At 47.1% G+C, this 24,783-nt stretch carries 21 protein-coding genes; 18 read left to right on the top strand and 3 right to left on the bottom strand.

Annotated elements, in window-relative coordinates:
* Positions 1-762: 762 nt before the first annotated feature.
* Positions 763-2,442 carry a GMC family oxidoreductase gene (locus Q1V85_RS14290; protein WP_300601050.1) on the top strand — a complete coding sequence of 560 codons (1,680 nt, stop codon included), beginning with the start codon at positions 763-765 and terminating at the stop codon, positions 2,440-2,442.
* A gap of 171 nt (positions 2,443-2,613) precedes the next feature.
* On the opposite strand, the gene Q1V85_RS14295 is transcribed toward Q1V85_RS14290, so the two are convergent.
* Positions 2,614-3,051, bottom strand: a complete 438-nt coding sequence (locus tag Q1V85_RS14295) for a DUF6526 family protein (protein ID WP_300601052.1) — start codon at positions 3,049-3,051, stop codon at positions 2,614-2,616.
* A gap of 133 nt (positions 3,052-3,184) precedes the next feature.
* On the opposite strand from Q1V85_RS14295, the gene Q1V85_RS14300 reads away from it, so the two are divergent.
* The 7 genes from Q1V85_RS14300 (at position 3,185) to Q1V85_RS14330 (ending at position 8,370) form a co-directional block, all read left to right on the top strand.
* Positions 3,185-3,589 carry an Rrf2 family transcriptional regulator gene (locus Q1V85_RS14300; RefSeq protein WP_300601054.1) on the top strand — a complete coding sequence of 135 codons (405 nt, stop codon included), beginning with the start codon at positions 3,185-3,187 and terminating at the stop codon, positions 3,587-3,589.
* 60 nt (positions 3,590-3,649) lie between these two features.
* Positions 3,650-4,300, top strand: a complete 651-nt coding sequence (locus tag Q1V85_RS14305) for an NAD(P)H-binding protein (protein ID WP_300601056.1) — start codon at positions 3,650-3,652, stop codon at positions 4,298-4,300.
* A 151-nt stretch (positions 4,301-4,451) separates the two neighbouring features.
* Positions 4,452-5,531 carry a tetratricopeptide repeat protein gene (locus Q1V85_RS14310; protein WP_300601057.1) on the top strand — a complete coding sequence of 360 codons (1,080 nt, stop codon included), beginning with the start codon at positions 4,452-4,454 and terminating at the stop codon, positions 5,529-5,531.
* Between the two features lie 320 nt (positions 5,532-5,851).
* Entirely contained in the window at positions 5,852-6,676 is an 825-nt protein-coding gene (locus Q1V85_RS14315) for a thymidylate synthase (protein WP_300601059.1), read from the top strand.
* 47 nt (positions 6,677-6,723) lie between these two features.
* The gene (locus Q1V85_RS14320; protein ID WP_300601061.1) at positions 6,724-6,870 is read left to right on the top strand and encodes a hypothetical protein; all 147 of its coding nucleotides are present in this window, start codon (positions 6,724-6,726) and stop codon (positions 6,868-6,870) included.
* Between the two features lie 135 nt (positions 6,871-7,005).
* Positions 7,006-7,494, top strand: a complete 489-nt coding sequence (locus Q1V85_RS14325) for a dihydrofolate reductase (protein ID WP_300601062.1) — start codon at positions 7,006-7,008, stop codon at positions 7,492-7,494.
* A gap of 153 nt (positions 7,495-7,647) precedes the next feature.
* The gene (locus Q1V85_RS14330; RefSeq protein WP_300601064.1) at positions 7,648-8,370 is read left to right on the top strand and encodes a class I SAM-dependent methyltransferase; all 723 of its coding nucleotides are present in this window, start codon (positions 7,648-7,650) and stop codon (positions 8,368-8,370) included.
* Here Q1V85_RS14330 and Q1V85_RS14335 read toward each other — a convergent pair.
* Both Q1V85_RS14335 and tpx read right to left on the bottom strand, forming a co-directional pair.
* Positions 8,367-8,963: a TMEM175 family protein gene (locus Q1V85_RS14335; protein ID WP_300601066.1), complete on the bottom strand. Its 597-nt coding sequence runs from the start codon at positions 8,961-8,963 to the stop codon at positions 8,367-8,369. The two genes, Q1V85_RS14330 and Q1V85_RS14335, sit on opposite strands and share 4 nt — an antisense overlap.
* A gap of 67 nt (positions 8,964-9,030) precedes the next feature.
* The gene (gene tpx / locus Q1V85_RS14340) at positions 9,031-9,528 is read right to left on the bottom strand and encodes a thiol peroxidase (RefSeq protein WP_300601068.1); all 498 of its coding nucleotides are present in this window, start codon (positions 9,526-9,528) and stop codon (positions 9,031-9,033) included.
* A 282-nt stretch (positions 9,529-9,810) separates the two neighbouring features.
* Between tpx and Q1V85_RS14345 the strand changes: the two genes are divergently transcribed.
* The 10 genes from Q1V85_RS14345 (at position 9,811) to Q1V85_RS14390 (ending at position 24,782) form a co-directional block, all read left to right on the top strand.
* Positions 9,811-10,938 carry an NAD(P) transhydrogenase subunit alpha gene (locus Q1V85_RS14345; protein ID WP_300601070.1) on the top strand — a complete coding sequence of 376 codons (1,128 nt, stop codon included), beginning with the start codon at positions 9,811-9,813 and terminating at the stop codon, positions 10,936-10,938.
* A gap of 77 nt (positions 10,939-11,015) precedes the next feature.
* Complete coding sequence (locus Q1V85_RS14350) at positions 11,016-11,330, top strand: NAD(P) transhydrogenase subunit alpha (RefSeq protein ID WP_300601071.1); 315 nt, start codon at positions 11,016-11,018, stop codon at positions 11,328-11,330.
* A gap of 41 nt (positions 11,331-11,371) precedes the next feature.
* Complete coding sequence (locus tag Q1V85_RS14355; RefSeq protein WP_300601073.1) at positions 11,372-11,731, top strand: four helix bundle protein; 360 nt, start codon at positions 11,372-11,374, stop codon at positions 11,729-11,731.
* Between the two features lie 43 nt (positions 11,732-11,774).
* Complete coding sequence (locus Q1V85_RS14360) at positions 11,775-13,199, top strand: NAD(P)(+) transhydrogenase (Re/Si-specific) subunit beta (RefSeq protein ID WP_300601075.1); 1,425 nt, start codon at positions 11,775-11,777, stop codon at positions 13,197-13,199.
* A gap of 133 nt (positions 13,200-13,332) precedes the next feature.
* Positions 13,333-14,694: an Fmu (Sun) domain protein gene (locus Q1V85_RS14365; protein WP_300601076.1), complete on the top strand. Its 1,362-nt coding sequence runs from the start codon at positions 13,333-13,335 to the stop codon at positions 14,692-14,694.
* A gap of 28 nt (positions 14,695-14,722) precedes the next feature.
* Complete coding sequence (locus Q1V85_RS14370; protein ID WP_300601078.1) at positions 14,723-15,823, top strand: AI-2E family transporter; 1,101 nt, start codon at positions 14,723-14,725, stop codon at positions 15,821-15,823.
* An 815-nt stretch (positions 15,824-16,638) separates the two neighbouring features.
* Complete coding sequence (locus tag Q1V85_RS14375; RefSeq protein WP_300601080.1) at positions 16,639-19,074, top strand: glutaminase family protein; 2,436 nt, start codon at positions 16,639-16,641, stop codon at positions 19,072-19,074.
* A gap of 157 nt (positions 19,075-19,231) precedes the next feature.
* Positions 19,232-21,259: a beta-L-arabinofuranosidase domain-containing protein gene (locus Q1V85_RS14380; RefSeq protein ID WP_300601083.1), complete on the top strand. Its 2,028-nt coding sequence runs from the start codon at positions 19,232-19,234 to the stop codon at positions 21,257-21,259.
* A 79-nt stretch (positions 21,260-21,338) separates the two neighbouring features.
* Positions 21,339-23,621, top strand: a complete 2,283-nt coding sequence (locus Q1V85_RS14385; RefSeq protein ID WP_300601085.1) for a GH92 family glycosyl hydrolase — start codon at positions 21,339-21,341, stop codon at positions 23,619-23,621.
* A 345-nt stretch (positions 23,622-23,966) separates the two neighbouring features.
* Positions 23,967-24,782, top strand: a complete 816-nt coding sequence (locus Q1V85_RS14390; protein ID WP_300601087.1) for a response regulator — start codon at positions 23,967-23,969, stop codon at positions 24,780-24,782.
* The last annotated feature ends 1 nt before the right edge of the window (position 24,783 follow it).

Below are 24,783 nucleotides of genomic sequence, written 5' to 3' on the forward strand. Positions count from 1 at the left end.
TACGCTGCAAAAACAGTGAGGGTATCCCGTTTCCCGGACGATGATGAGCAGGGTTGTCATGATTTGTATCTCCACGATAGCCGTCAACATAAGGGTTAGAGGAGGAAATTGCTGGATTGTCAGATTCCGTTAGCGGGCTATCGTGTGGACACATTCCGGGAGCTTGTGCGGAAGTGATTTTTCTGTAGTCGTTGCTAAGTACCCGAAGGGTACAATGTGCATGGCTCCCAGCGTCAGCTGGGGGCCATGGGTAGGTAGCGAGCGGCCCCGGAGGGGTCGGATATGATGAAGGCAGGTTGCACTTGCCAATTCCGGAACATTAACCGTACGACTCCGTTGGGGCCGCGTGTTTTACGTATTCGTGGTCCCCGGCTTTCAGCCGGGAATTATTCACATTGTAGCCCTTCAGGCTACGCATGTCCTATTTTGGCAAGTGTATTCTGTTAAGTTGACGGGTATGGTGGAGACACTGACCGTGACTATGCCGTGGTTTGTATCTCCACAAACCATTTGGGGGCATTTTATTAAAATTGACACCAGTTTGTATAAATCATCGACGGTAACCGGCAATGAACGTATCTGCCTGCGGGCCGGCTTTTAAGGGCTGTACACTGCCTGTTTTGAATTTTTGAATATAAATTATGTAATCGATTACATAATTTTAAAAAAGTAGTATATTTATCCCGGGTGACGACTTGTTATTTGTTGAAAACGGTTACCCGGTATTTCTATTTACAGATTCTAAAAGCAATTTTTATCCTTATGGCGGAAAATAATTATGACGCAATTGTGATCGGTTCCGGTATCAGCGGTGGATGGGCCGCCAAAGAGCTGTGTGAAAAAGGACTGAAAGTTCTGTTATTGGAACGCGGCAAAGATGTAAAGCACATCACCGATTATGTAAATGCAGGCAAGGCGCCCTGGGAGTTTGAACATCGCGGTGATATGACCTGGGCACAAAAAAAGCTTTATCCCAATCGCATCCGCGGGTTTGGCCCCAGTGAGATAAACCTCGATTGGTGGGCCAACGATTCGGAAACACCGTATACGGAAGTAAAGCAATTCAACTGGTTCCGGGGATACCAGGTGGGAGGTCGCTCGTTATTATGGGGCAAGCAAACGTATCGCTGGAGCGATATTGACTACGAAGCCAATGCCAAAGATGGGATTGCTGTTGACTGGCCCGTACGGTATGGCGAAATTGCCCCCTGGTATGATCATGTAGAACGTTTTATTGGCGTTAGCGGTAGTATGGAGCAGCTTCCGCAATTGCCGGACGGACAGTTTTTACCGCCCATGGAAATGAATATTGTGGAAAAGGATATTGCCGCCCGTATCAAGCAGGCCTATAACGACCAGCGCCGTATGATCATTGGGCGCTGTGCCCATCTTACAGAGGCGTTACCCGGGCGGAATAAGTGCCAGTACCGCAATAAATGCCACCTTGGATGCCCTTATGGCGGTTATTTCAGCACCCAATCCTCCACACTTCCTGCAGCTATGAAAACGGGTAATCTTACCCTGCGTCCCTGGAGTATTGTAACCCGCATTTTATATGATAAGGACAAAAAACGGGCAACGGGAGTAGAGGTACTGGATGCAGAAACCAACAAAACTTATGAATATAAGGCAAAGATCGTTTTCCTGAACGCCTCCACGCTCAACAGTACCTGGGTATTGCTGCACTCTGCTACGGATGTATGGCCCGGTGGTTTGGGCAGCAGCAGCGGGGAGCTGGGCCATAACCTGATGGATCACCACCTGGGTTCAGGCGCCGGTGGACGCGTGGAGGGCTTTGAAGATAAATATACCTATGGCCGCCGGCCGAACGGCGTATATATTCCCCGCTACCGCAACCTGAATGGCGAAAAGCGGGATTATATCCGCGGGTTTGGCTACCAGGGAGGCTCCGGGCGGGGAAGAGGCACCAGGGCTGCCGAAGAAATAGCGGTAGGGGTTGCGCTGAAAGAAGCGTTAACGGAGCCTGGAAGCTGGAACGTATGGATGGGCGGATTTGGAGAAGTATTGCCCTATCATGAAAATGTGGTAACCCTGGACAGGGACCGGAAGGATAAATGGGGCTTGAACGTATTGGCGATTGATGCTGAACTAAAAGAAAATGAGCAAAAGATGCGTAAAGAAATTGTAAGCGATGGAAAGGAAATGCTGGAAAAGGCCGGCGTAAAGGATGTATATGGTTTCGACAACGACGGCATCATGGGGCAGGGCATTCATGAAATGGGAACCGCCCGTATGGGACAAGACCCGAAGACTTCCGTGCTGAATAAGTGGAACCAGGTATGGGATGCGCCAAATGTATTTGTAACCGATGGATCGTTTATGACATCGGCCGGTTGTGTAAACCCTTCACTCACCTATATGGCCTTTACGGCGCGGGCAGTAGACCATGCGGTTGAAGAATTGAAGAAACAAAATCTTTGAGATTTCGTAGCGTCCTTGTTCCTCCACATCGTTGCATAAAACCGGAACTGCAAACACTATAAAACCTTCGTGTGTCTTGGAGCCTTGCGGCTGGCTCGTGGATGGCACTTGCCTCGCTGCGTTGTTGCGCGAATTGGCACCGCAAAGTACTAAGCCTTGCGGCAACAATGGTTATACCCGTATATCGTCGGCCTTCCAGCTCCGGATCTGTTGTTTAATGTTCCGGGAGGATAGCGCTTCCTTTAATGTTTTTTCGATCAGTGACGGCAGTTCTTCATCCGGAGCAAACCGGAGCGCGGCAATCTGGGAAAACGATAATTGCTGTTCCAGGGGCTCAAAATTTTTCCCGGTCAGCACAAAATACCGGTACCGCATTTCAAGGAGTACAATCCGGTTCTGTAAGGTTAACGCATAATGCTGACGCAGCATGAAAGACAGCCAGCCGGTTATTAAGAGCAGCAGGGCTATAAAGATCCATACCAGTCTAAGCGCGGGATCATTGAACGCCTGGTAAACGGCCCCGGCTTCCAGCACCAGGATCACCGGGTAAAAAACAAAATGATGAGGCGGGTAGTAGCGTACATGATTGCTGAACTGCTGAGCGGCCATAGTAGAAATTTGCCGTTAAGTTAGCTGAAATTGTCCGGTAACAAAAAAAGGGGTTGATAAAAATTTAACATTCCGGGTTTCTTTTTTAAAGAGCCGGTTATTATCTTTGTACTGTAATAAAAATAATTACATAATGATCAACGGACGTTTTGCAACAGCAATCCACATTCTGACACTCCTGGGTAAGGAGGAGGGCGAAGTGGCCTCCCCGTATATTGCAGGCAGTATCAATATTAACCCGGTACTGGTACGAAAGGAGATCAGCATGTTGCGGGAGGCTGGCTTTGTGGCAACCCAGGAGGGAAAAAACGGGGGTAGCCGGCTTGCGGTGTCCCCCTCAAAGATCCGTCTTTCAGATCTTTATAAAGTGATTTACGAGGAAGGGTTATTTGCCCATTCCAAAAATCTGCCCAACCAGCATTGTGCCGTAGGCAGACGTATCAGCACCATTATGGATGAGCTCAATACAGAAGCAGAACAGGCACTGTTAAAACGCTTACACGCCATTACGATCCAGGATTTGCTGAATAAAGTATAATTTTTTTTAGATATAACTGTAATAAAAAAAAATACATTTAAAACAATAAAAACAATAGAAATGAAAATGGTCATTATTGGGGCTACCGGTTTTACAGGTAGTGCTATTTTAAAGGAAGCTATTCAGAGAGGTCATACTGTTACGGCATTGGCGCGCGATACATCAACCATCGAAAACGCCGGCGGGGCTTTGAGAACGATCGATATGGATGTGACAGATGAAGCGGCACTAACGGAAGTAATAAAAGGAAATGATGTGGTGATCAGTGCTTTTAATGCTGGCTGGACAAATCCAAACCTGTACAACGACTACCTGACTGGCGCGCACCATATAGAAGCCGCCGTTGAAAAATCGGGCGTAAAGCGATTGATCGTAATTGGCGGAGCCGGGGGGCTGGAAATTGATGGAAAGCAACTGGTTGATGGCCCGGATTTTCCCGAAGCATATAAAGCAGGTGCCATGGGGGCAAGAGACTATCTTACGCACCTGAGCAGCAACGGTCAGCTGGATTGGGCTTTTTTCTGTCCGGCCATTGAAATGAATCCGGGGGTTACCATCGGTCGTACCGGCCATTACCGGCTAGGCACCAATGCCCCGGTTTTTGATGCGAACGGCAGAAGCTTTCTGTCTGTGGAGGATCTTGCTGTAGTAATCCTGGATGAAGCGGAGCACCCGGCACATATCCGCAGCCGGTTTACCGCGGGTTACTAATATTGAAAAGCGGGTAAATAAACGGAGCTGGCTAAAGATCCTTGCCATCAGCCCGGTTGTGGCGAAGGCAGCCTGGTTTTTAGTCAGCGCCTTTATACTTTTATCCTGTTTGATACTGCCCGGAGTTGTAACTTTGAAAGAAATGCCGGCGATGAAACAATGCTTATTATTGGTGGGTTTGTTGTGGTGCACCTGCTGTTTGCATGCACAGGATTCTACCAGCATAAAAACACTCCTGATGCAGGGCATCCGGTTACATGACCAGGGGCAATACACTGATGCAATCAAAAAATATGATAGTGTGCTGGCCGTGGATCCCGCTAATCTTGTGGCTCAGTATGAGAAATCGTATTCGTTGATGGCATCGAAAAAATATAAGGAAGCCATTATGTTGAGCCAGTCCATTATTGAAAATAAAAATACAGAACCAGGCATGGTTGGTAACGCCTATAGTACCTGGGGCTCGGCGCTGGATGAAAGCGGTGATCATAAAGGCGCATTGAAAATATACGATGAGGGAATAAAAAAGGTGCCGGAGTATCATATGCTCAATTATAATAAAGCGGTTACCTATTTCCGGATGAATGAGATGGAAGAAGGGATCGGCGAATTGAAGCAATCCTTATTAAAAAATCCACGTCACCCGGCTTCACATTTTATACTGGGGCGGGTTATGTATTACCGGAAGAACAAAGTCGCAGCCATGCTGCCTTTGTTAACCTATCTTTTATATGATAACAAAAGCAAGCGGGCGGAAGAAGCTCTGGCTAATCTGCGTTCTATTATTGAAGGCAATGTAAAGCAACTGGATTCCGGAAAGTATTCCGTAGACATCGATCCCAAAGCATTGGCAGAAGCACCTAAAAAAGGGACTGCCGCAGATGATGATTTCGGATCTATGGAATTGCTGCTGGAACTGGGCGCCGCATCGGCGATGGCAACAAAAAAAGATATGCTTCCGGCTGACCGGTTTGCTTATTTGCTAAAGCAGATAATGGGCAGTTTGGCGGCACAGGATGGGCATCATGGATTTTACGGAACTTTTTATATGCCTTTTTTCGCTGGTATCTATAAAAAAGAACTTACGGAGCCCCTGGCGCATTTTGTATTTCTACCCTCGGGGAATGTGATGAACCAGGTATGGCTCCAGGATCACCGGGAGCAAATGGAACAGCTCCAGGCCTGGACGCAAGCCTATCAGTGGCCGGGAGGAACAACCCGGAAACCCTGAGTATCCCTGCTTTGGCCGGGGTAATGTTCCAGGTTGGATCGATCAACGTTGAATACTAAAGGCTGAATGCTGAAAACTGATTGCTGAAGACTTTTGTCGAACGTTCAATGTTCCCGGTTAGATCCATTTTTATATGCTCTCATTTGCACATTTTCATATCTTCAAATTTTCAAATTAATCGATGTGCGCAGACAAATCTGTGAACGTTCAAATTAGATTTCAACCTGGCAGGTTAAACCTTAAACGGCCTATATACACAGGTTTCACACAGGCGCAGCAGCAGATTTCCGCGATGGCGCGATAATGATTATCTTGCAGCCATGCAGCAGTACTTAGATTTATTACAACATATTCTGGATGAGGGAGTTGAAAAGACCGATCGTACAGGTACCGGTACCATTTCCACCTTTGGTTATCAAATGCGTTTTGATCTTCAGCAAGGATTTCCGATGGTGACCACCAAGAAACTGCATCTGAAAAGCATTATTCACGAATTGCTTTGGTTTCTGAAAGGCGATACCAATATTGCCTATCTAAAGGAGCATGGTGTGCGTATATGGGATGAATGGGCCGATGAACAGGGAGATCTGGGCCCCGTTTACGGAAAGCAATGGCGAAGCTGGGAAGGTAAGGACGGTAAGGTAGTGGACCAGATCACGGACCTGATCCGGCAAATTAAAACAAACCCGGATAGCCGCCGGCTGATTGTAAGCGCCTGGAATGTGGGCGAGCTTCCGGAAATGGCGCTGATGCCCTGTCATACCTTGTTCCAGTTTTATGTGGCGGCGCCAAAAACGGCGGACGGAAAACCGGGCAAACCGCGGCTCAGCTGTCAGTTGTACCAACGTTCTGCAGATGTATTCCTGGGCGTGCCCTTCAATATTGCTTCCTATGCCTTGCTCACGCTTATGATTGCGCAGGTATGTGACCTGGAGCCGGGTGAATTCATTCATAGTTTTGGAGATGTGCATATTTACAGCAATCACCTGGAGCAGGTAAAGCTGCAATTATCGCGCAGTCCGTATCCGTTACCGCAGATGCGCATTAACCCTGCGGTGAAAGATATTTATGGCTTTTCATTTGAAGATTTTGAGCTGGTCAATTACCAGTCGCATCCGGGGATTAAGGGAGTGGTAGCAGTGTAGAAATATAAAATGAGAAATATGAAATAATAAATTTAAAATACCAAACTATGAAAAATACCACACAGAAGTTTGATCTTGAAGATCGATTGGTAGATTTTGCCGGTATGTGCTTGGATGTTTGTGAACTGTTGCCCTCCACCAAGGCCGGACAAAACCTGGAATATCAATTATCTAAAAGCTGTACCGCCAGATAAGGTTGAACGTGCTTTTGATGAAGCAACCCAGTTGATGGCGATCTTTATAAAAAGCGTTGAAACGGTCAGGATGAATAACCTGCGTTCATAATTACTTTTTTATTTATAATTTAGCATTTCTTATTCCTGATTTTTATGATTATTTCTTTAGTAGCCGCAGCATCCAATAATAACGTGATTGGTAAAGACAACAAACTTCTGTGGTCGTTGCCAAACGATATGAAACATTTTAAGAATGTTACCTGGGGAATGCCGGTAGTAATGGGCCGCAAGACCTTTGAGTCTTTTAAACGTTCGCTGGCAGGCCGGAAAAATATCGTGCTCAGTACCAATAAGAACCTGAAGATCGACAATGCCATTGTAGCCCGCAGTCTGAAGGATGTAGAACTGCTGGTTAAGGAAATGGACGTAAAGGAACTGATGGTGATCGGAGGCGGGGAGATCTACAAGCTATACCTGCCCAAGGCTAACCGTATTTACCTTACCCGGGTAGACACGGCGCTTGAGGGGGATGCTTTTTTCCCGGTCTTTGACCAAAATGCCTGGACCCTGAAGAGTACACAGGAATATAAGGCAGACGAGAAGCATTTGTTTGATTATACATTTGAGCTTTGGGAACGATAGGAGACAAATCCTAAATTGCAAATTCTAAATTCCAGATCTCAAATCTCAATCTCAAATCCCAAATTCTAAATATACTTGGTTTATTCTCCCTTAATTGCCGCATCAAAATATTTTAAATATTATATCCATGCTTCCAATAGCAAGGGACATGGTATGCATTCTCCTTTTGTGTTTGAGTTTATCACGAAAGTGATGAATGATTTTACGGCGTATCCGGACTATGACCGTATTGAAACCCTCCGGAAAAAGCTCCTGAACGATGCATCGGTACTTACGGTGCAGGATCTGGGTGCTGGGTCTGCCAAAACCCGGACCAATACCCGGAAAGTGGCATCCATTGCAAAGAACGCCGCCAAGCCTGCCAAATACGGACAGCTGATGTACCGGATGGTTCGTCATTATGGGGCAAAGCGCATCCTGGAGCTTGGAACTTCGCTTGGGATGACGACAGCATACCTGGCGGCAGCCGGTCCCGAAGCCCGGGTGGTAACCCTGGAGGGCGCTCCGTCGGTGGCACAAAAAGCGCGGGAGAACTTTGCGGCACTGGGATTAAAAAATATAGAACTGGTTGAAGGGAATTTTGATGACACGCTACCCGCGGTTCTGAATGACCTGTCCGAAGTGGACCTGGTATTCATTGATGGTAATCACCGGCAGGAGCCCACAGAACGCTACTTTCAACAGTTATTGCCCTATATTCATAATGAAACCCTGCTGATATTTGACGATATTCACTGGAGCGGGGAAATGGAAGCCGCCTGGAAAAATATCGTGGCACAGGATATGGTTACCTGCGATATTGACCTGTTTTACATCGGTATTCTAAGCTTCCGGAAGGAGTTTAAAGAAAAGCAGGCGTTCTCCGTGCGGTTTTAAATTTCCTGATCGGTGCTGTAAAATTTTTCAATACGCTTGTCGGGGATGAACCAGATAATGGCAACGAGGGCATAAATTCCGATCCCGATCCAGGGTGAAATAAAACTGCCACCGATCCCCACCAGGTACAGCATCCAGGACGCATTTCCTTTTGTATCAGAACCAACAGCCTTTGCCAGTTTGCAATCCGGCCCTCCGATTTTAATCAGCTCTTTTTGCAGCATCACATACGCGATCCCCGCCATTAATAACACAAATCCATACAAGGCAACCGGAATCGGTTTGTCATAGTGTTTGTCCATCCAGGCTGTAGTAAAAGGAACGAGGGATTGCCAGAATAACAGGTTAAGGTTCTTCCATAATACCCTGCCGTTTATTTTGTCTACCATATGAAACATATGATGGTGATTATTCCAGTAGATGCCTACATAAATAAAACTGAGTACATAACTGAGAAATGTGGGGATCAGTGGTATCAGTGCTTTGAGGTTTTGTGCTTCTGCAGCTTCCGGTACTTTTAATTCCAGCACCATAATGGTAATGATGATGGCCAGCACGCCATCGCTAAACGCTTCAAGTCTCGACTTAGTCATATATACATAAAAAAGGAGTATAAATATAAAGAGAATTTATACACCTTGAAATTTTTTAAGAAACCGGCTATTGTAAGGCAGTCAGGGCCGATTCATAATCCGGTTCTGTGGTAATTTCCGGAACCTGCTCCGTATACACCACCTCGCCATCGGCATTGGCTACTACAACCGCACGGCTCAGTAAACCTTTCATTGGGGAATCGGCAAATGTAACCCCATAGGTGTCGCCAAAATTGCCTCTGAAATCAGAAAGTGTTTCCACATTGCTGATCCCTTCTGCTGCACAAAAACGATTGAGGGCAAAGGGAAGATCCTTAGACACATTCAATACTACGGTATTGTCCAGCGCTGCAGCTTTTTCATTAAACTTCCGCACGGAAGCGGCACAAACACCGGTATCCACACTGGGAAAAATATTCAATACGATTTTTTTACCGGTATAGTCCGAAAGTTTTTTCTCTGCCAGTCCGGAATTCACCAACGTAAAATCTTTCAGTTTGCTTCCTTTTTCGGGTAAACTGCCCACGGTTGTAACCGGGTTTCCCTTCAATGTAATTTCAGCCATAATATAAAATTTATTATTTTGATCAAATGAACGTAAGGGTACAAAGAAAATACATTTATGTGTGAAACGGCCAGTCGGGAAAAGAAAAATGGCTGTTGCGCGCCCTGTACCTTTAATCCCTGCCCCAATAACTATACCGCCTTTTAACAACGGGCTGGGATATTTGTTGCGGTGGCATCAGCAGATCTGCTTTTTCCGGGGCATATGAAATAATTAAAAAACAATCAGCGGCCGCCGGTTATTACAATTAAAATTGGTAACTTACTTATTATAACCCTTGTTATGATCATTGGAGTTTTACGTGAACCTTCTTTTGAAACAAGAGTGTCTTTGCTGGCAGAAGCCGTGGCGCAGCTGGCAAAAAAGAATCTTACGGTTTATGTGGAAACGGGAGCAGGAACAGGTGCTTTTTGTTCCGATGCAGACTATGAAAAAGCCGGCGCCCTTGTAAGAACAAGGGCAGAACTAATGACAGTTTCAGACATAATTCTGGCCATTCACCCGGTTGAACGTGCTCCGGTTTCTTCTCCTTCCTTAACGGGAAAACGGCACCAGGTTTTTATCGGGGTCTATCAGCCTTTAGCCAATCCGGCGTGGATCCCTGTTTGGGAGCAGCAGGGGGATACAGTATTCTCCCTCGACCTGTTGCCCCGTACCACCCGTGCGCAGGCCATGGATGTGCTGAGCTCCCAGGCCAATATTGCGGGTTATAAGGCGGTACTGCTGGCAGCCGGTATGTATACCCGTTATTTTCCGATGTTTATAACAGCGGCAGGAAGCATTGCACCGGCAAAATTGCTGGTACTGGGAGCCGGTGTAGCCGGGTTACAGGCCGTGGCCACTGCACGCCGGCTGGGCGCAGTGGTGGAGGTGTTTGATAGCCGGCCTTCAGTAAAAGAAGAAGTAATGAGCCTGGGGGCAAAGTTCGTGGAAGTGGAAGGCGCGGCAGATGCCAGTAAAGCCGGGGGGTACGCGGTGGAACAATCGGCTGAATATCTTCAGCAACAGCAACAACGGATCGCAGACAGCGTTGCAAAGTCGGACGTAGTGATTACTACGGCGCAGATCCCCGGGAAAAAAGCACCGGTGCTGATCACCGTTGAAATGTTGAACGCTATGCGAAAAGGATCCGTGATCATCGACCTGGCCGCCGCCGCCGGGGGCAATACGCCGCTGACAAAAAACAATGAAACGGTGCTGTATAACGGCATTTCCATTGTAGGACATTCAAACCTGGCCGCAACCATGCCTGCAGATGCCAGTAAACTGTATGGAAAAAACATGCTGAATTTTTTACAATTGCTGGTGAATAAGGAGGGCGCCTGGAGCATAGATCTTACCGATGAATTGGTGAAAGGAACCTGTGTAGTATACGAAGGGAAAATGATCAGCGAAAAAATAAAGCGGTAAACATCCCCTTAAAATCCCGGGATCCGGGTTTAGAATTTAGTACTTATGATTTAGTATTTAATATAAAATCTGCTGAAATGAACTTCTTCAACTGGATCGCCGAGAACCAACAAATCATCTACATCGTGATCCTTATGATCTTCGTCGGTATTGAAGTGATTGCACATGTGCCCAGCGTGCTGCATACACCGCTGATGAGCGGCGCCAATGCCATACATGGCGTGGTGATCATCGGCGCCATCATCGTAACGGGTCGCGCCGCACCCGGCAATTACCTGGCCCTGGTGCTCGGATTCCTGGCAGTGGTGGTAGGCACGCTGAATGTAGTAGGAGGTTTTGTGGTAACGGACCGGATGCTGGAAATGTTTAAACGGAGGAAACCTAAATTCTAAATATTAAATTCTAAATCCAAAGATCTAAACAATGTTCTGTGATGTCGGAAGAAAAAAAATATGATTTAGAAGTGAGAACAGAGCGGTTTTCGTTACGGGTTCGGGATTTCTGTTTAAAACTTCGTTTCGATATATTTAACAGGGTCTATATTGCTCAGGTGCTTCGGTCTGCAGGATCAGTAGCTGCAAATTATATAGAGGCTAATGATCATTTAGGAGATAAAGATTTAAGGCATAAAATAAGGATCTGTAAAAAAGAATCTAAGGAAACAAAACTCTGGATGAAGCATCTTTTGATTTATGATCAAACAGAATTGGAACGGGAGCGGGAAGTATTGATTCAGGAAAGTGAGGAGCTGATGAAAATTTTTGCTGCTATTTTACGAAAACTTGGAGGATAGACAGATCCTAAATTAGTATTTAGAATTTAAAAATTAGAATTTAGTGAATACACTCGCATTCACCTACATACTCGCATCCATCACCTTCATCATCGGGTTGAAGATGTTGTCTGGTCCGGCAACTGCCCGGAAGGGAAACCTTGTGGCAGCGGCGGGCATGAGTATTGCCGTATTGGGAACGGTCTTTTTATACAGGGATGGTTCCGGGCAACGACTGGGGAATTATGGCTGGATCTTTGGCGGTATCTGTATCGGCGGAATTATTGGAACGCTGGCGGCAAAGCGGGTAAAGATGACGGCTATGCCGGAGATGGTGAGTATTTTTAATGGCATGGGCGGACTTTGCGCTGCATTGATTTCGATTGTTGAGTTTTATTATTTGGTAGGTGCTCAATCGCATGCAGCTTATGGAAGCAGTGAAGCTGCGGTTGTTCCGGGACATTTGATCATTATTTTGCTGGGACTCATCATTGGGGCGGTTTCCTTTTCGGGAAGCATGATCGCCTGGGGAAAACTGAACGGCAGCATCAGAGACCGTTCCTTCAGGGGCCAGCACCTGGTGAACCTGCTGATCCTGCTGGTGATTGGAATTGCAGCGGTATACCTCGTACTGCGGTTTGATCCTTTGCTGCACTGGTTGTTTGTGCTGATCCTTGTACTGGCGCTGGTATATGGCCTGCTGTTTGTTTGGCCCATCGGCGGGGCCGACATGCCGGTGGTCATTTCCCTGCTCAATTCCTTTACCGGAGTAGCTGCGGCCTGTGGCGGATTTTTATACAATAACAAGGCCATGCTTACCGGCGGTATACTGGTAGGCGCTGCCGGAACCTTGCTCACGATTTTAATGTGCAGGGCCATGAACCGCTCGCTTGCCAATGTATTGATCGGCTCCTTTGGTGGAAATGCAGTCCGCACCAGCGGTGAATCGGCGCAGGGTACCATTAGAGAAATCAGCATACCGGATGCGGCCATTGTAATGGGGTATGCAAACCGGGTACTGATCGTTCCCGGCTATGGACTGGCGGTAGCCCAGGCGCAGCATGCCTGTCATGAACTGGAAAAACTGCTGGAAAGCAGAGGTGTTACCATTCAGTATGCAATTCATCCTGTTGCGGGCCGTATGCCCGGCCATATGAATGTATTGCTGGCGGAAGCAGACGTGCCCTATGAAAAACTCCTGGAAATGGACCAGGCCAATGAGCTGTTTTCTCAAACAGACCTGGTACTGGTGCTGGGCGCCAATGATGTGGTGAATCCTGCTGCAAAAACAGATCCGGCCTCGCCGATCTATGGAATGCCCATACTGGAAGTAGAGCGGGCCAAAATGGTCATCGTCAATAAACGGAGCATGAAACCGGGTTATGCAGGCATTGAAAACGCATTGTTTTTTGGCGCCAGAACCTCCATGTTGTTTGGAGATGCTAAAAAAGTATTGCAGGACCTGGTAGCAGCGCTAAAAAATAGCTGATCCGGAAAGGTGCCGGGGGCATATCGATTAGCAGGGATCAGCAGCCCTTTATGATGATTTGAAAATACCGGATGAACCTGAAAAAATAAGATGCGCTCAAAAATAAGTTCCCCGGTTTCTATACTTTTGCTTTGTGCAATTACCATCCGCATTATTACAGTCTTTACAGGGGCTTCCGGGCTTCGATGAGCCGGCATTTATTGATGTACATCAGTCGGCCACGCAGGTTACCTCTGTACGGATCAACCCTGGCAAAATCTCCCGGCCTCCCTTTGCCGTTGAGCATGCGCCCATTCCATGGTCCCGTTACGGGTATTACCTGTCTACACGTCCTTCGTTTACCTTCGATCCGCTGTTTCATGCGGGCTGTTATTATGTACAGGAAGCCAGCAGTATGTTTTTGGAACAGGCCCTGCAACAGACCGTTGACCTTGGGCAACCGGTAACTGTTTTGGATCTTTGTGCGGCACCGGGGGGAAAGACCACGCATCTGCAGTCGCTGATATCGGAAGCCAGCTTGCTGGTAAGCAATGAAGTGATCCGCAGCCGTGCTGCCATATTAAAGGATAATGTTATAAAATGGGGCGCTCATAATATTGCGGTAACCAATAATGATCCGGCCGATTTTCCGGCACTGCCAGGCTTTTTTGATGTGGTAGTGGTGGATGCCCCCTGCAGTGGCAGTGGCTTGTTTCGCCGGGATGAAGAAGCCATCGGGGAGTGGAGCCCGAATAATGTAGCGCTCTGCAGCCAGCGTCAGCAGCGCATTCTGGCAGATGTATTGCCGGCATTAAAAGAAGATGGCATATTGATCTATTCCACCTGTTCCTATTCTGAACAGGAAGATGAAGGTATTCTGCAATGGCTGAATACCCTGAATATGGAAGGCATTGAACTGGTTACCGATCCGCTTTGGAATATCATCCCCGTAAAGACCGGGAACAATTTTGGATACCGGTTCTGGCCGCACCGGTTGAAAGGAGAAGGCTTTTTTATAGGGGTATTCCGGAAAAAAGCCTCAGTGGAACAACCGGAAAAATACCGGCCGAAAACGAAACCGCTTTCCTCCAGGGATACCGGAGTGTTGCGCCCATGGATCAACACAGAAGGGCAACAATTTGTGGTATTTGGCGGGCGCATTTATGCCTGGCCGGTACATCTGTATGCAGCGCTGGATCAATTGGCAGCGAAAATGAAAGTGGTCTATTCCGGTGTGCTGACAGGAGAACTGATCCGTGATAAACTGATTCCTGATCATGCCCTGGCGTTAAGTAACGGATTGCCGGATACCATTATAACCACCGAATTGTCTGAGGGCAATGCCATCCGCTATCTGCAGCGGAAAGATATTGTATTGGAAACGGCGCAAAAAGGATGGCAGCTGGCTGCGTTTGACGGACACCCGCTGGGATGGATGAATGTGCTGTCTAACCGGATCAATAATTATTATCCAAAAGAACTACGGATCCTGAAAGAACGGTCGCCGGATATATAGTATACTTGTTTTTTAAATTACTGCATATATGAATCAATCGCTTCCCTTTTTAACAAAACTCGCACTGGTACTTTTTTGCATGATCAGTATGGGGTATCTGTTGATGCTGGGGCAAACCTTGCTGGCCCCTATGTTTTTTTCTTTCCTGATGGCCCTGCTTTTTTTACCCGTAGCTGTATTCCTGGAGCGCAAATGCCGGTTGAAACGAACACTTGCCACAACACTGGTAATTATACTGATGCTGCTGACCTTTGCCGGAGTGATTGCGTTCTTTAGTACAGAGGCACGGTCGTTTACAGAAGACTGGCCAAAACTGAAGCAGAACGGTATGCAGGCATTTGAAACAACACAGGACTGGATCCGGACAAAGTTTCATATCAATGCAAAAAAGCAATGGGATTATATCAACCAGGGAGCAGAAAAAATATTTTCCCAGAGTGCTGCAATTGTGAGTACTACCTTGTCTACCGTTTCTTCTACATTTATTTTCCTGGGATTTACCATGTTGTTTACTTTTTTTATCCTCAATTATCGAAGGGTATTATATGGATTCCTGGTTTCGGTATTCAGCGATGTGCATAAGCCGCGGGTTGAGGGAATTGTACGGCGGGTAAAGACAATCATCAAGAAATATATTATCGGACTACTGATCCAGATGCTGATCGTTTCGGTGGCATTGATCCTGGTGCTTTCCCTCATTGGTGTTAAGTATGCTGTGCTGCTGGGATTTATGGGTGGCATTCTGAATGTGATCCCATACCTTGGTATCATTACGGCGCTGCTGTTTAGCTGCCTGGTGACCTTTGCTACGGTGGGAAGTGGAAAGGTATTGCTGGTAGTGATCGCCTTTATCATTGTGCATGCCATCGACGGCAATATCGTAATGCCGTTGGTAGTGGGTTCTAAAGTGAAGCTGAATCCCATGATCGCCTTTATCGGGATCATTGTAGGCGAAATGCTCTGGGGAATTTCCGGTATGTTTTTATGTATCCCGTTCCTGGCCATATTGAAGATCATCTTTGACCGGGTAGATGGTTTGCATGCCTGGGGAATGCTGATGGGAGAAGAGGGCGAACTGGACCGGGGTATGCGGCGCATCGTAATGGCGCGGGCAAAAAGTAAAAAATGATGAGGAGCTTCCAGGCAACATAGGGATTTGAGAATTTGAAGATATGAAGATGTGAAAATGTGGAAATGTGAAAATATGGAAATGAGGTCGTGCATCGAGTATGAAACGGAGCTCATCGGGGCTTTCTCAGTTTTCAGTCACGCTTGTTATTAGTAAAAAGTAAGATGTTTTGTGGGGCTGTAATCAGTCACAGCGCTCCTTCATCCGTTTCCGTGTCTCCCTTGCTGGAATAGGCGATCAGCCGTCAGCCATCAGCTAAGCTATGGCATTCCTGTTCGGGGTATGATCAATCTATTGAGGATTAGCATCGGATAAAAGATCTGCTTATCCCGGACGGTATCATCTGATAACTGATAGCTGACTGCTGATGGCTAATGCGATGAGCTTTCAGTTTTCAGCGGTCAGCTATCAGTTAGTTATGTCCTGTCCTGAGATAAAGTACGTGCTATCAATCGAAATCTGCCTGAAACTTTGAATTTTTAAAAAAGTTCATCCATACAAAGAGCCGGAAACGTTTTCGGTGGGGTTTTATAGGCCATACAATCCGGTTTTTCGGGAGTTTGAACAATTTTGATTAACTATTGAGACATTTTAAAGCCTTTATTTGCGCTTTTTTGTAGAATTTCGCCGGAAGGTCTGGATCAAACAGCCCGCCATATGAATGGATCGCAGATCGCTGTTCCGCGATCCGGTTCCGCCCATTTCTAAACGGCAGGCCTATTCCATGATGACCGCTCAACATAATTAAAAACGAAATCAATAGTTCTATGGTTCAGTTATCAGGAATCCGATCGTGTCTGTTATTAATGATCTTCATGCTTTCGGCAGGTGCGGGCTATAGCCAGCAAAAGGCGCCTGCCTATCCGTTGATCACCCATACACCTTATTTTAGCATCTGGAGTAACACAGATCAGCTGAATGAATCGGTAACCACCCATTGGTCGGGAACAGAGCATTCGCTGGTTGGTATTATAAAAGTAGATCATCAATTTTACCGGTTTATGGGCCGGGAACAGGAGCAATTTGCCGCAGTAGCTCCCACAAGTGATGAACAGGCATACACGGTTCAGTATACGGAACAAAAGCCCGGTGAAGGCTGGAATACTGCAGCATTTAATGACCGCAGCTGGAAGACAGGGGGAGCGCCTTTTTCGGACGACCGGTCCGTTGCAAAAACCTATTGGGGTTCCAATGACCTTTGGGTACGACGCACATTCCAGGTAACAGGTCCGGTTAACGACGAACTGTATCTCAAGATCAACCACGACGATAATATTGATGTATATCTAAATGGCACATTGATCTATCATAAAATCGGTTGGGTAAACCGCATGACCTATCTCAACCTCAACGATGCCATAAAAGCAAATTTGAAGACCGGCAAAAATCTGCTGGCCGTTCACCTGCGCAATACAGCCGGAGGCCGTCACCTGGACCTGGGCATTTCCCGTAAAGTGCCGCCACCTCCTTCCGAACAACTGCTGAAGGCAACGCAGGAAAATGTAACCATAAGTGCATTGCAGACGATCTACGATTTTAAAGCCGGCGGTGTTGATCTGAAAGTTAATTTTACCTCTCCGCTTTTGTTAAAAGAAATAGACCTGATGGCCCGTCCGGTATCCTATATTACGTACACTGCAAAGTCCAATGACGGGCAGGCACATGATGTGAAAATTTACCTGGGAGCCTCCTCCAATATTGCCGTAAATGAAGCATCGCAGGAGGTAATGGCCAATGTAGTGAATAGCGGCAAGCTAAAACTGCTGCAAACCGGAACTACCAGTCAGCCGGTGCTGGCAAAAAAAGGAGATGATCTCCGGATCGATTGGGGTTATTTTTATGTGGGAGGCAATAAAGACATCACCACACAGTTCATTACCGCCAGTCCGCGGGAAGGGATCGCCGGTTTTATCGGCAATCAATCAGGAACTGCTGAGCGGTCCGGTATCCGCGGGCGCAACCTGGTATTGAATACCATTCTGAACCTGGGAAAAGTGGGCACAGCAGGGGCGGAGCAGTTTATGCTGCTGGGGTATGATGAACTGTACGCTATTCAATATTTTCATAACAACCTACGGCCCTGGTGGAACAAGAATGGTAATAAAACATTTACAGCAGTAATGGATGAGGCCGCCGGTACGTATAAAACCGTTATGCAAAAGGTAAATGCCTTCGACAAGGTGGTGCATGAAGATGCATTTAACGCTGGTGGAGCAGACTACGCAAAGCTTTGCGAACTGGCCTACCGGCACAGCATTGCCGCCCATGCGCTTGTAGAAAGTCCTCAGAAAGACCTGTTGTTTCTATCAAAAGAAAATTTCAGCAACGGATCCATCAATACCGTGGATCTTACCTATCCCTCAGCGCCGTTGTTCCTGATGTATAATACCGCCCTGCAAAAGGGGATGATGAATGGCATCTTCTACTACAGCGAAAGTGGAAAATGGACCAAACCTTTTGCCGCCCATGACCTGGGCACCTATCCGCTGGCAAATGGTCAAACCTACGGGGAAGACATGCCGGTTGAAGAGGCTGGTAATATGCTGATCCTGATGGCCGCCATTGCAAAAGTGGATGGGAATGCCGCTTATGCAAAGAAACACTGGAAAACGCTGACCACCTGGGCCGAATACCTGGGTAAAGATGGATTTGATCCTGCCAATCAGTTGTGTACCGATGATTTTGCCGGGCATATGGCACGGAATGTAAACCTGTCTGCAAAAGCCATTATGGCATTACGCAGCTATGCGATGCTGGCTGAAATGCTGGGTGATGCGGCAACGGCAAAAAAATACAAGGCGCTGGTAACACCCATGGTGCCTAAATGGATGGCGTTGGCCGACGATGGCGATCATTATACCCTGGCCTTTGAAAAGAAGGGAACCTGGAGCCAGAAATATAACCTGGTTTGGGATAAGGTGTTAAACTTTAACCTGTTCCCGCAATCGGTGTATGATAAAGAGATCCGTTTTTATTTAACCCAACAGCAGCAGTACGGGTTGCCGCTGGACTCGCGGAAAACCTATACAAAATCAGACTGGATTATATGGACGGCAACTATTGCCAATAACCGGAGCGATTTTGAAAAATTCATCGAACCGCTGTATCGCTATGCCACAGAAACCAAAAGCAGGGTACCCATAAGCGATTGGCATGAAACAAAGGACGGAAAGCAGGTGGGATTTCAGGCGCGCAGCGTTGTAGGAGGCTATTATATGAAAGCCTTTGATTTCAAACTGAATAAACGATAAAGAACGTATACCCTGTTTTTGAAATGGGAATGCCAACCGCAGGTAAGCATTTCCCGGACGTGAAATGAGTATTATGTTGTGTATTGACAAGCCTGTTTTTAAACTTAGAGCAACCGGGAAAAAGCAACCGGTTGCTTTTCTTTTAACATCTTTAAGTATGAGCCGCAAAAAATATGAACTATTCAAAAGACTGGCCGGGCTGCTGATGGCCATTGGTATTGTTTGTACATCCGGCGCACAGGTAAACGAACTGCCCTACCTCAACAACCGGGCACCGCTGCAGCCACTTCAGTTTTTAGAACTGCCGATTGGATCGATAGTACCTGAAGGATGGTTGCGGGAAATGCTGGTGCGACAAAAGAATGGCACCACCGGTAAACTGGATCAGCTATGTCCCCAGGTAATGGGCGCCCGCAATGGCTGGCTGGGCGGCGATGGGGATCAATGGGAGCGGGGCCCGTACTGGATCGATGGGCTGCTGCCGCTTGCATACCTGTTAAAGGACAGGGAACTGATCGCAAAAGTAAAACCATGGGTAGAATGGTCGCTAAACAGCCTGCAACCCGATGGGTATTTTGGTCCCGCAAAGGATTATCCTTCGGAAAAAGGGATTCAACGCGATAACAGCCGGGACTGGTGGCCCAAGATGGTAATGCTGAAAGTACTGAAACAATATTATGATGCAACCAGTGATCAGCGGGTCATTCAGTTGATGACGGCTTATTTCCGCTATCAGCTCAAAACCCTGCCGCAGCATCCGCTGGATCACTGGACCTTCTGGGCCCGGTACCGGGCGGGCGATAACCTGATGGTCGTACTTTGGCTTTACAATATAACCGGGGATGCATTTCTGCTGGATCTTGCAGACCTGATTCACAAACAAACCTTTGATTATACACACGCTTTTTTAAATACCGATCTGTTAAGCAGGGCCGGCAGCATTCATTGTGTAAACCTGGCACAGGGAATTAAAGAACCCGTGATCTATTACCAGCGTAAACCAGATGCGTCCTACCTGCATGCGGTGGATAAAGGATTCGATGATCTGCGTAAGTACAATGGCCTGGCAAACGGATTATTCGGAGGCGACGAAGCGCTGCATGGCAACGACCCTGTATTTGGTTCGGAACTTTGCACCGCCGTTGAAATGATGTTTTCCCTGGAAAGTATTTTAAGAGTAACGGGAGCAGTAACCTATGCAGACCACCTGGAACAGGTTGCTTTTAATGCACTGCCCGCGCAAATAGATGAACAATTTATGAACCGGCAGTATTACCAGCAAACCAACCAGGTAATGGTGACCCGGCATATGCGGAATTTTAGTGTAGATCATGATGGGGCAGATATCTGCTATGGCTTACTGACCGGTTATGCCTGCTGTACTTCTAATATGCACCAGGGATGGCCGAAGTTTACCCAGAATCTTTGGTATGCTACGGCTGATAAGGGATTAGCGGCCCTGGTGTATGCCCCTTCCATCGTAACCGCAAAAGTGGCAGACGGAACGGGTGTTACGTTTAAAGAGCAAACCAATTATCCGTTTGACGAATCGATCCGGTTTGTGCTGGAAACAACGGCCCGGAAAGCCATTCAGTTCCCGTTTTACCTCCGGGTACCCGGCTGGTGCGGGGAAGGAAGCATCAAAATAAACGGAGCTCCGTATCAGAAAGAAAAAGGGAATGCGGTTGTAAAGATCGATCGGGAATGGAAAAACGGGGATGTGGTAACCCTGGAGTTGCCCATGCGCATCCGGAAGCACACCTGGCAGCAGAACGCTGTTTCCATTCAGCGCGGACCGCTTACCTATGCGCTGAAAATCGGGGCCGAAAAAAAATGGGTCACTAATACCATGGATCCGGTTGAAAACGGAGCATCGTATTTTGAAGTGCGTCCGCTTACTCCCTGGAATTATGGACTACCCAATTTTTCAGAGGCACAACTGAACGAACATTTCAAGGTAGAACAATCGGACCGTATAGCTAAATATCCCTGGACGCTTTCAACGGTGCCCATATCCATTAAAGCAACGGGGAAACGTTTCAAACGCTGGCAATTGTACAACGAATCGGCGGGGCCTTTGCCTTATAGTGTTACATACGGGCTGCACCTGGATAAAGAGGATCCCATCACCCTGGTTCCTTATGGAGCCACGCAGTTACGGGTGGCGCAGTTCCCGGTGTATTGATGGCTTATTGTATATTCGGTCACAAAATGCGGTATGGCAGATACGGCTTTAAAACGGAGGTTTAAAAAGGGTTATGATTATGGAGGTATTAAAAAAGAAGTTGTTTACAGGATGCATTTCTGTAATGGCGGCAGGCGCTTTGTTTGCGCAGCCCCAATTGGTTCAATACGTAAATACATTACAGGGTACGAACTCATCACATGAGCTAACCCGCGGAAATACTTATCCAACCACAGCCTTGCCCTTTGGAATGCATACCTGGACGGCGCAAACCGGGCGTAACGGTGATGGTTGGAAGTACCAGTATGCTAAAAATACGATACGGGGTTTTCAACAGGCGCATCAATGCAGTTCCTGGACCAATGATTATGCTGTGTTTTCCCTGATGCCCGTGGTTGATAACCTGGTAGTAAATGAGCAGGACCGGGCAGCTGTATTCCGTCATGAGAAAGAGATCGCTCAACCGCATTATTACCGGGTGGCGCTGGAGAATGGCATTACCACAGAAATGTCGCCCACGGAAAGAGGTGTACACCTGCGGTTCCGTTTTCCGCAGGGTCATAAGAGCTTCCTGGTATTGGATGGCTATACCGGGTTGAGTGGGGTAGAGATTCATCCGGAGACACAAACCATTACCGGATATGTGAATAACGGGCGCGGATTTCAAAAGGGATGGAAGAGTTTTTTTGTGATCCGGTTCAACCAGCCCTTTACGGCATATGGCACCTGGGAAAACCGCACCGGAAACATCAGCGCCGGTAGCAAAGATGCAGAAGGCGAAGGGCGGGGCGCTTATATCCGGTTTGCAGATGGTGTTACAGTACAGGCAAAAGTAGCTTCTTCATATATCAGCCCGGAGCAGGCTGTATATACCCTTGAACGGGAACTGGGCGCTGATCGGACCCTGGAACAAACGAAAGAAAAAGCAGCAAAGATCTGGAATGATCATTTGTCAAAAGTGCTGGTTGAAGGCGATTCTGAAGCAGATAAAGCCACGTTCTATTCCTGCTTTTTCAGGGCCAGCCTGTTTGCACGCAGGTTTTATGAGTTGGATAAAGATGGCAATCCGTATTATTTCAGTCCTTACGATGGCAAAGTACATAAAGGATACCTGTTTACAGATACCGGTTTCTGGGATACGTTCCGGGCGCAGTTCCCGTTAAATGCATTGCTGCATCCCACCATGCATGGCCGTTATGTTAGTGCGCTGCTGGATGCACAGGAGCAATGTGGCTGGCTGCCTTCCTGGTCCTTTCCCAACGAGCAGGGTAGTATGATCGGTAATCATGCCATCTCTTTGCTTGCCGATGCCTGGTCAAAAGGTATCCGGACCTTCGATCCGGTAAAGGCATTGGAAGCCTATGCACATGAAGCCAATCATAAAGGACCCTGGGGACCGGCCAATGGCCGGGATGGCTATAAGGAATACAATGAAATGGGCTATGTACCATATCCTAAGTACCGGGAAGCCACGGCTAAAACCCTGGAATATGCTTATGATGACTTTTGCGGGTATTACCTGGCCAAAGCTATTGATAATAAAAAATACATGGATCTGTTTGGCACAAAAATGTTCAATTATAAAAACGTATATGAACCCGGCCGGGGATTTATGCTGGGGAAAGATGCCGATGGAAACTGGATCAAAAACTTTGATCCTACCGAATGGGGCGGGCCTTATACCGAAGGCAATGCCTGGCATTGGGTATGGTCGGTATTCCATGATATAGCCGGGCTAAAACAATTGCTGGGTGGGGATGCGTCATTTACTGCAAAACTCGATTCTGTTTTTTCAGTCCCCAATACGGTTAAAGTAGGTACCTATGGCGGTTTGATTCATGAGATGACGGAGATGGTGATGGCAGATATGGGACAATACGCCCATGGCAACCAGCCCATACAGCATATGGTATACCTGTACAATTATGCGAATGAACCCTGGAAAGCACAGTATCATGCGCGGGAAGTCATGAAACGGTTGTATAATGCTTCGGAGAATGGTTACCCCGGCGATGAAGACCAGGGACAAACCTCTTCCTGGTATGTATTAAGCGCCCTGGGACTTTACAGCGTTACCCCCGGTACGAATGAGTATGTGATCGGCAGTCCGTTGTTTAGAAAGGCGACCATTACCCTGGAAAACGGAAAGCAATTCATTATTGAAGCACCAGGGAATTCAGAGAAAAATGTATATATCAGCAATGCGCTGCTCAATGGTAAACCTTATTCTAAAAATTTTATAACCTACCAGGACATCGTTAAAGGTGGCCGGCTGTCCTTTACTATGAGCGGGATGCCCAATAAAAAAAGAGGGTTGGATAAAAAAGATCAGCCGTTTTCCGTTTCCCGTGAATTGCAATAGGGCATGTTTTCGCAGAAAAAGAAACGGACCGCGAAAAAGATCTGTACAATTGGCGGGAAAAGAGGTCCCGCAGATTCCGCAGAAAGTGAACAGTGAAGCGGATTATGGATCTATTCCGGTTACTAAGAGATCTATGTTGATCAAGGAGATGTATTCCCGCAGATTTTCACAGAGATGAGATGGTCCGCGCATATCAGCGAAAAAGAATCTGCGCCATCAGCGGGAAAAGATGCCGGGCAGACCAGTAGGAAAAGCTCCATCTTGGAGGAATCCGTTGCTTTTTGTAATTTACAGGCTTGTTGAAAGCAAAATCGTAACCAAAATAAATTACGGGAACAACATAAGATGGAAGCATGGATCACCGATCAAAAAGAACTGCATCCGGTAGTATTGCTGGTGGATGATAACGAAGAAATCCTGGATTACCTGGCCGCAGATCTCAAAGAACATTATACCGTATTAACCGCGCGGGATGGCCGCGAAGCATTTTCGATACTGGATGCGGAACTGGTGCAGCTGATCGTTAGTGACGTGATGATGCCGCATATGGATGGATTTGAATTTTGTGAAAAAGTCAAATCCGGCCTGGACTACAGTCATATCCCGCTAATCCTGCTTACCGCAAAAGATACGCTGCAATCCAGGATCCAGGGGTTAAAGACCGGAGCCGATGCCTATATTGAAAAACCGTTTTCATTAGAACACCTGATTGCCCAGATGGAAAACCTGCTGGAGGGCCGTGCCCGGCTGAAAACGTTTTATGCCAAATCGCCGATGGCTCATATCAGCAGTATGGCGTATTCAAAAATGGATATGGAATTCCTGGAGAGCCTGCACGCGCTGATTGTGCGGAACCTGGATGATCCGGACCTGGATGTGGAGCTCCTGGCACAGGGCATGAATATGAGCCGGCCCACCTTATACCGCAAGATCAAGTCCATTTCCGGCCTTGCGCCCTATGATATTATTAACCTGATCCGTTTAAAAAAAGCCGCGGCACTTATTGGTGAAGGAAATCACCGGATCAATGAAGTAGCAGAGCTGGTGGGATATAATTCTTCCAGTCAGTTTAAACGAAACTTTCTCAAGCAATTTAAAATGACCCCCACCGAGTATATTGAAAAAGTTTCGGACACTTTTAATAAGCATAAAGAGTTATAAG

The sequence above is a fragment of the Niabella sp. genome (genome assembly GCF_030150205.1).
Lineage (GTDB): Bacteria > Bacteroidota > Bacteroidia > Chitinophagales > Chitinophagaceae > Niabella.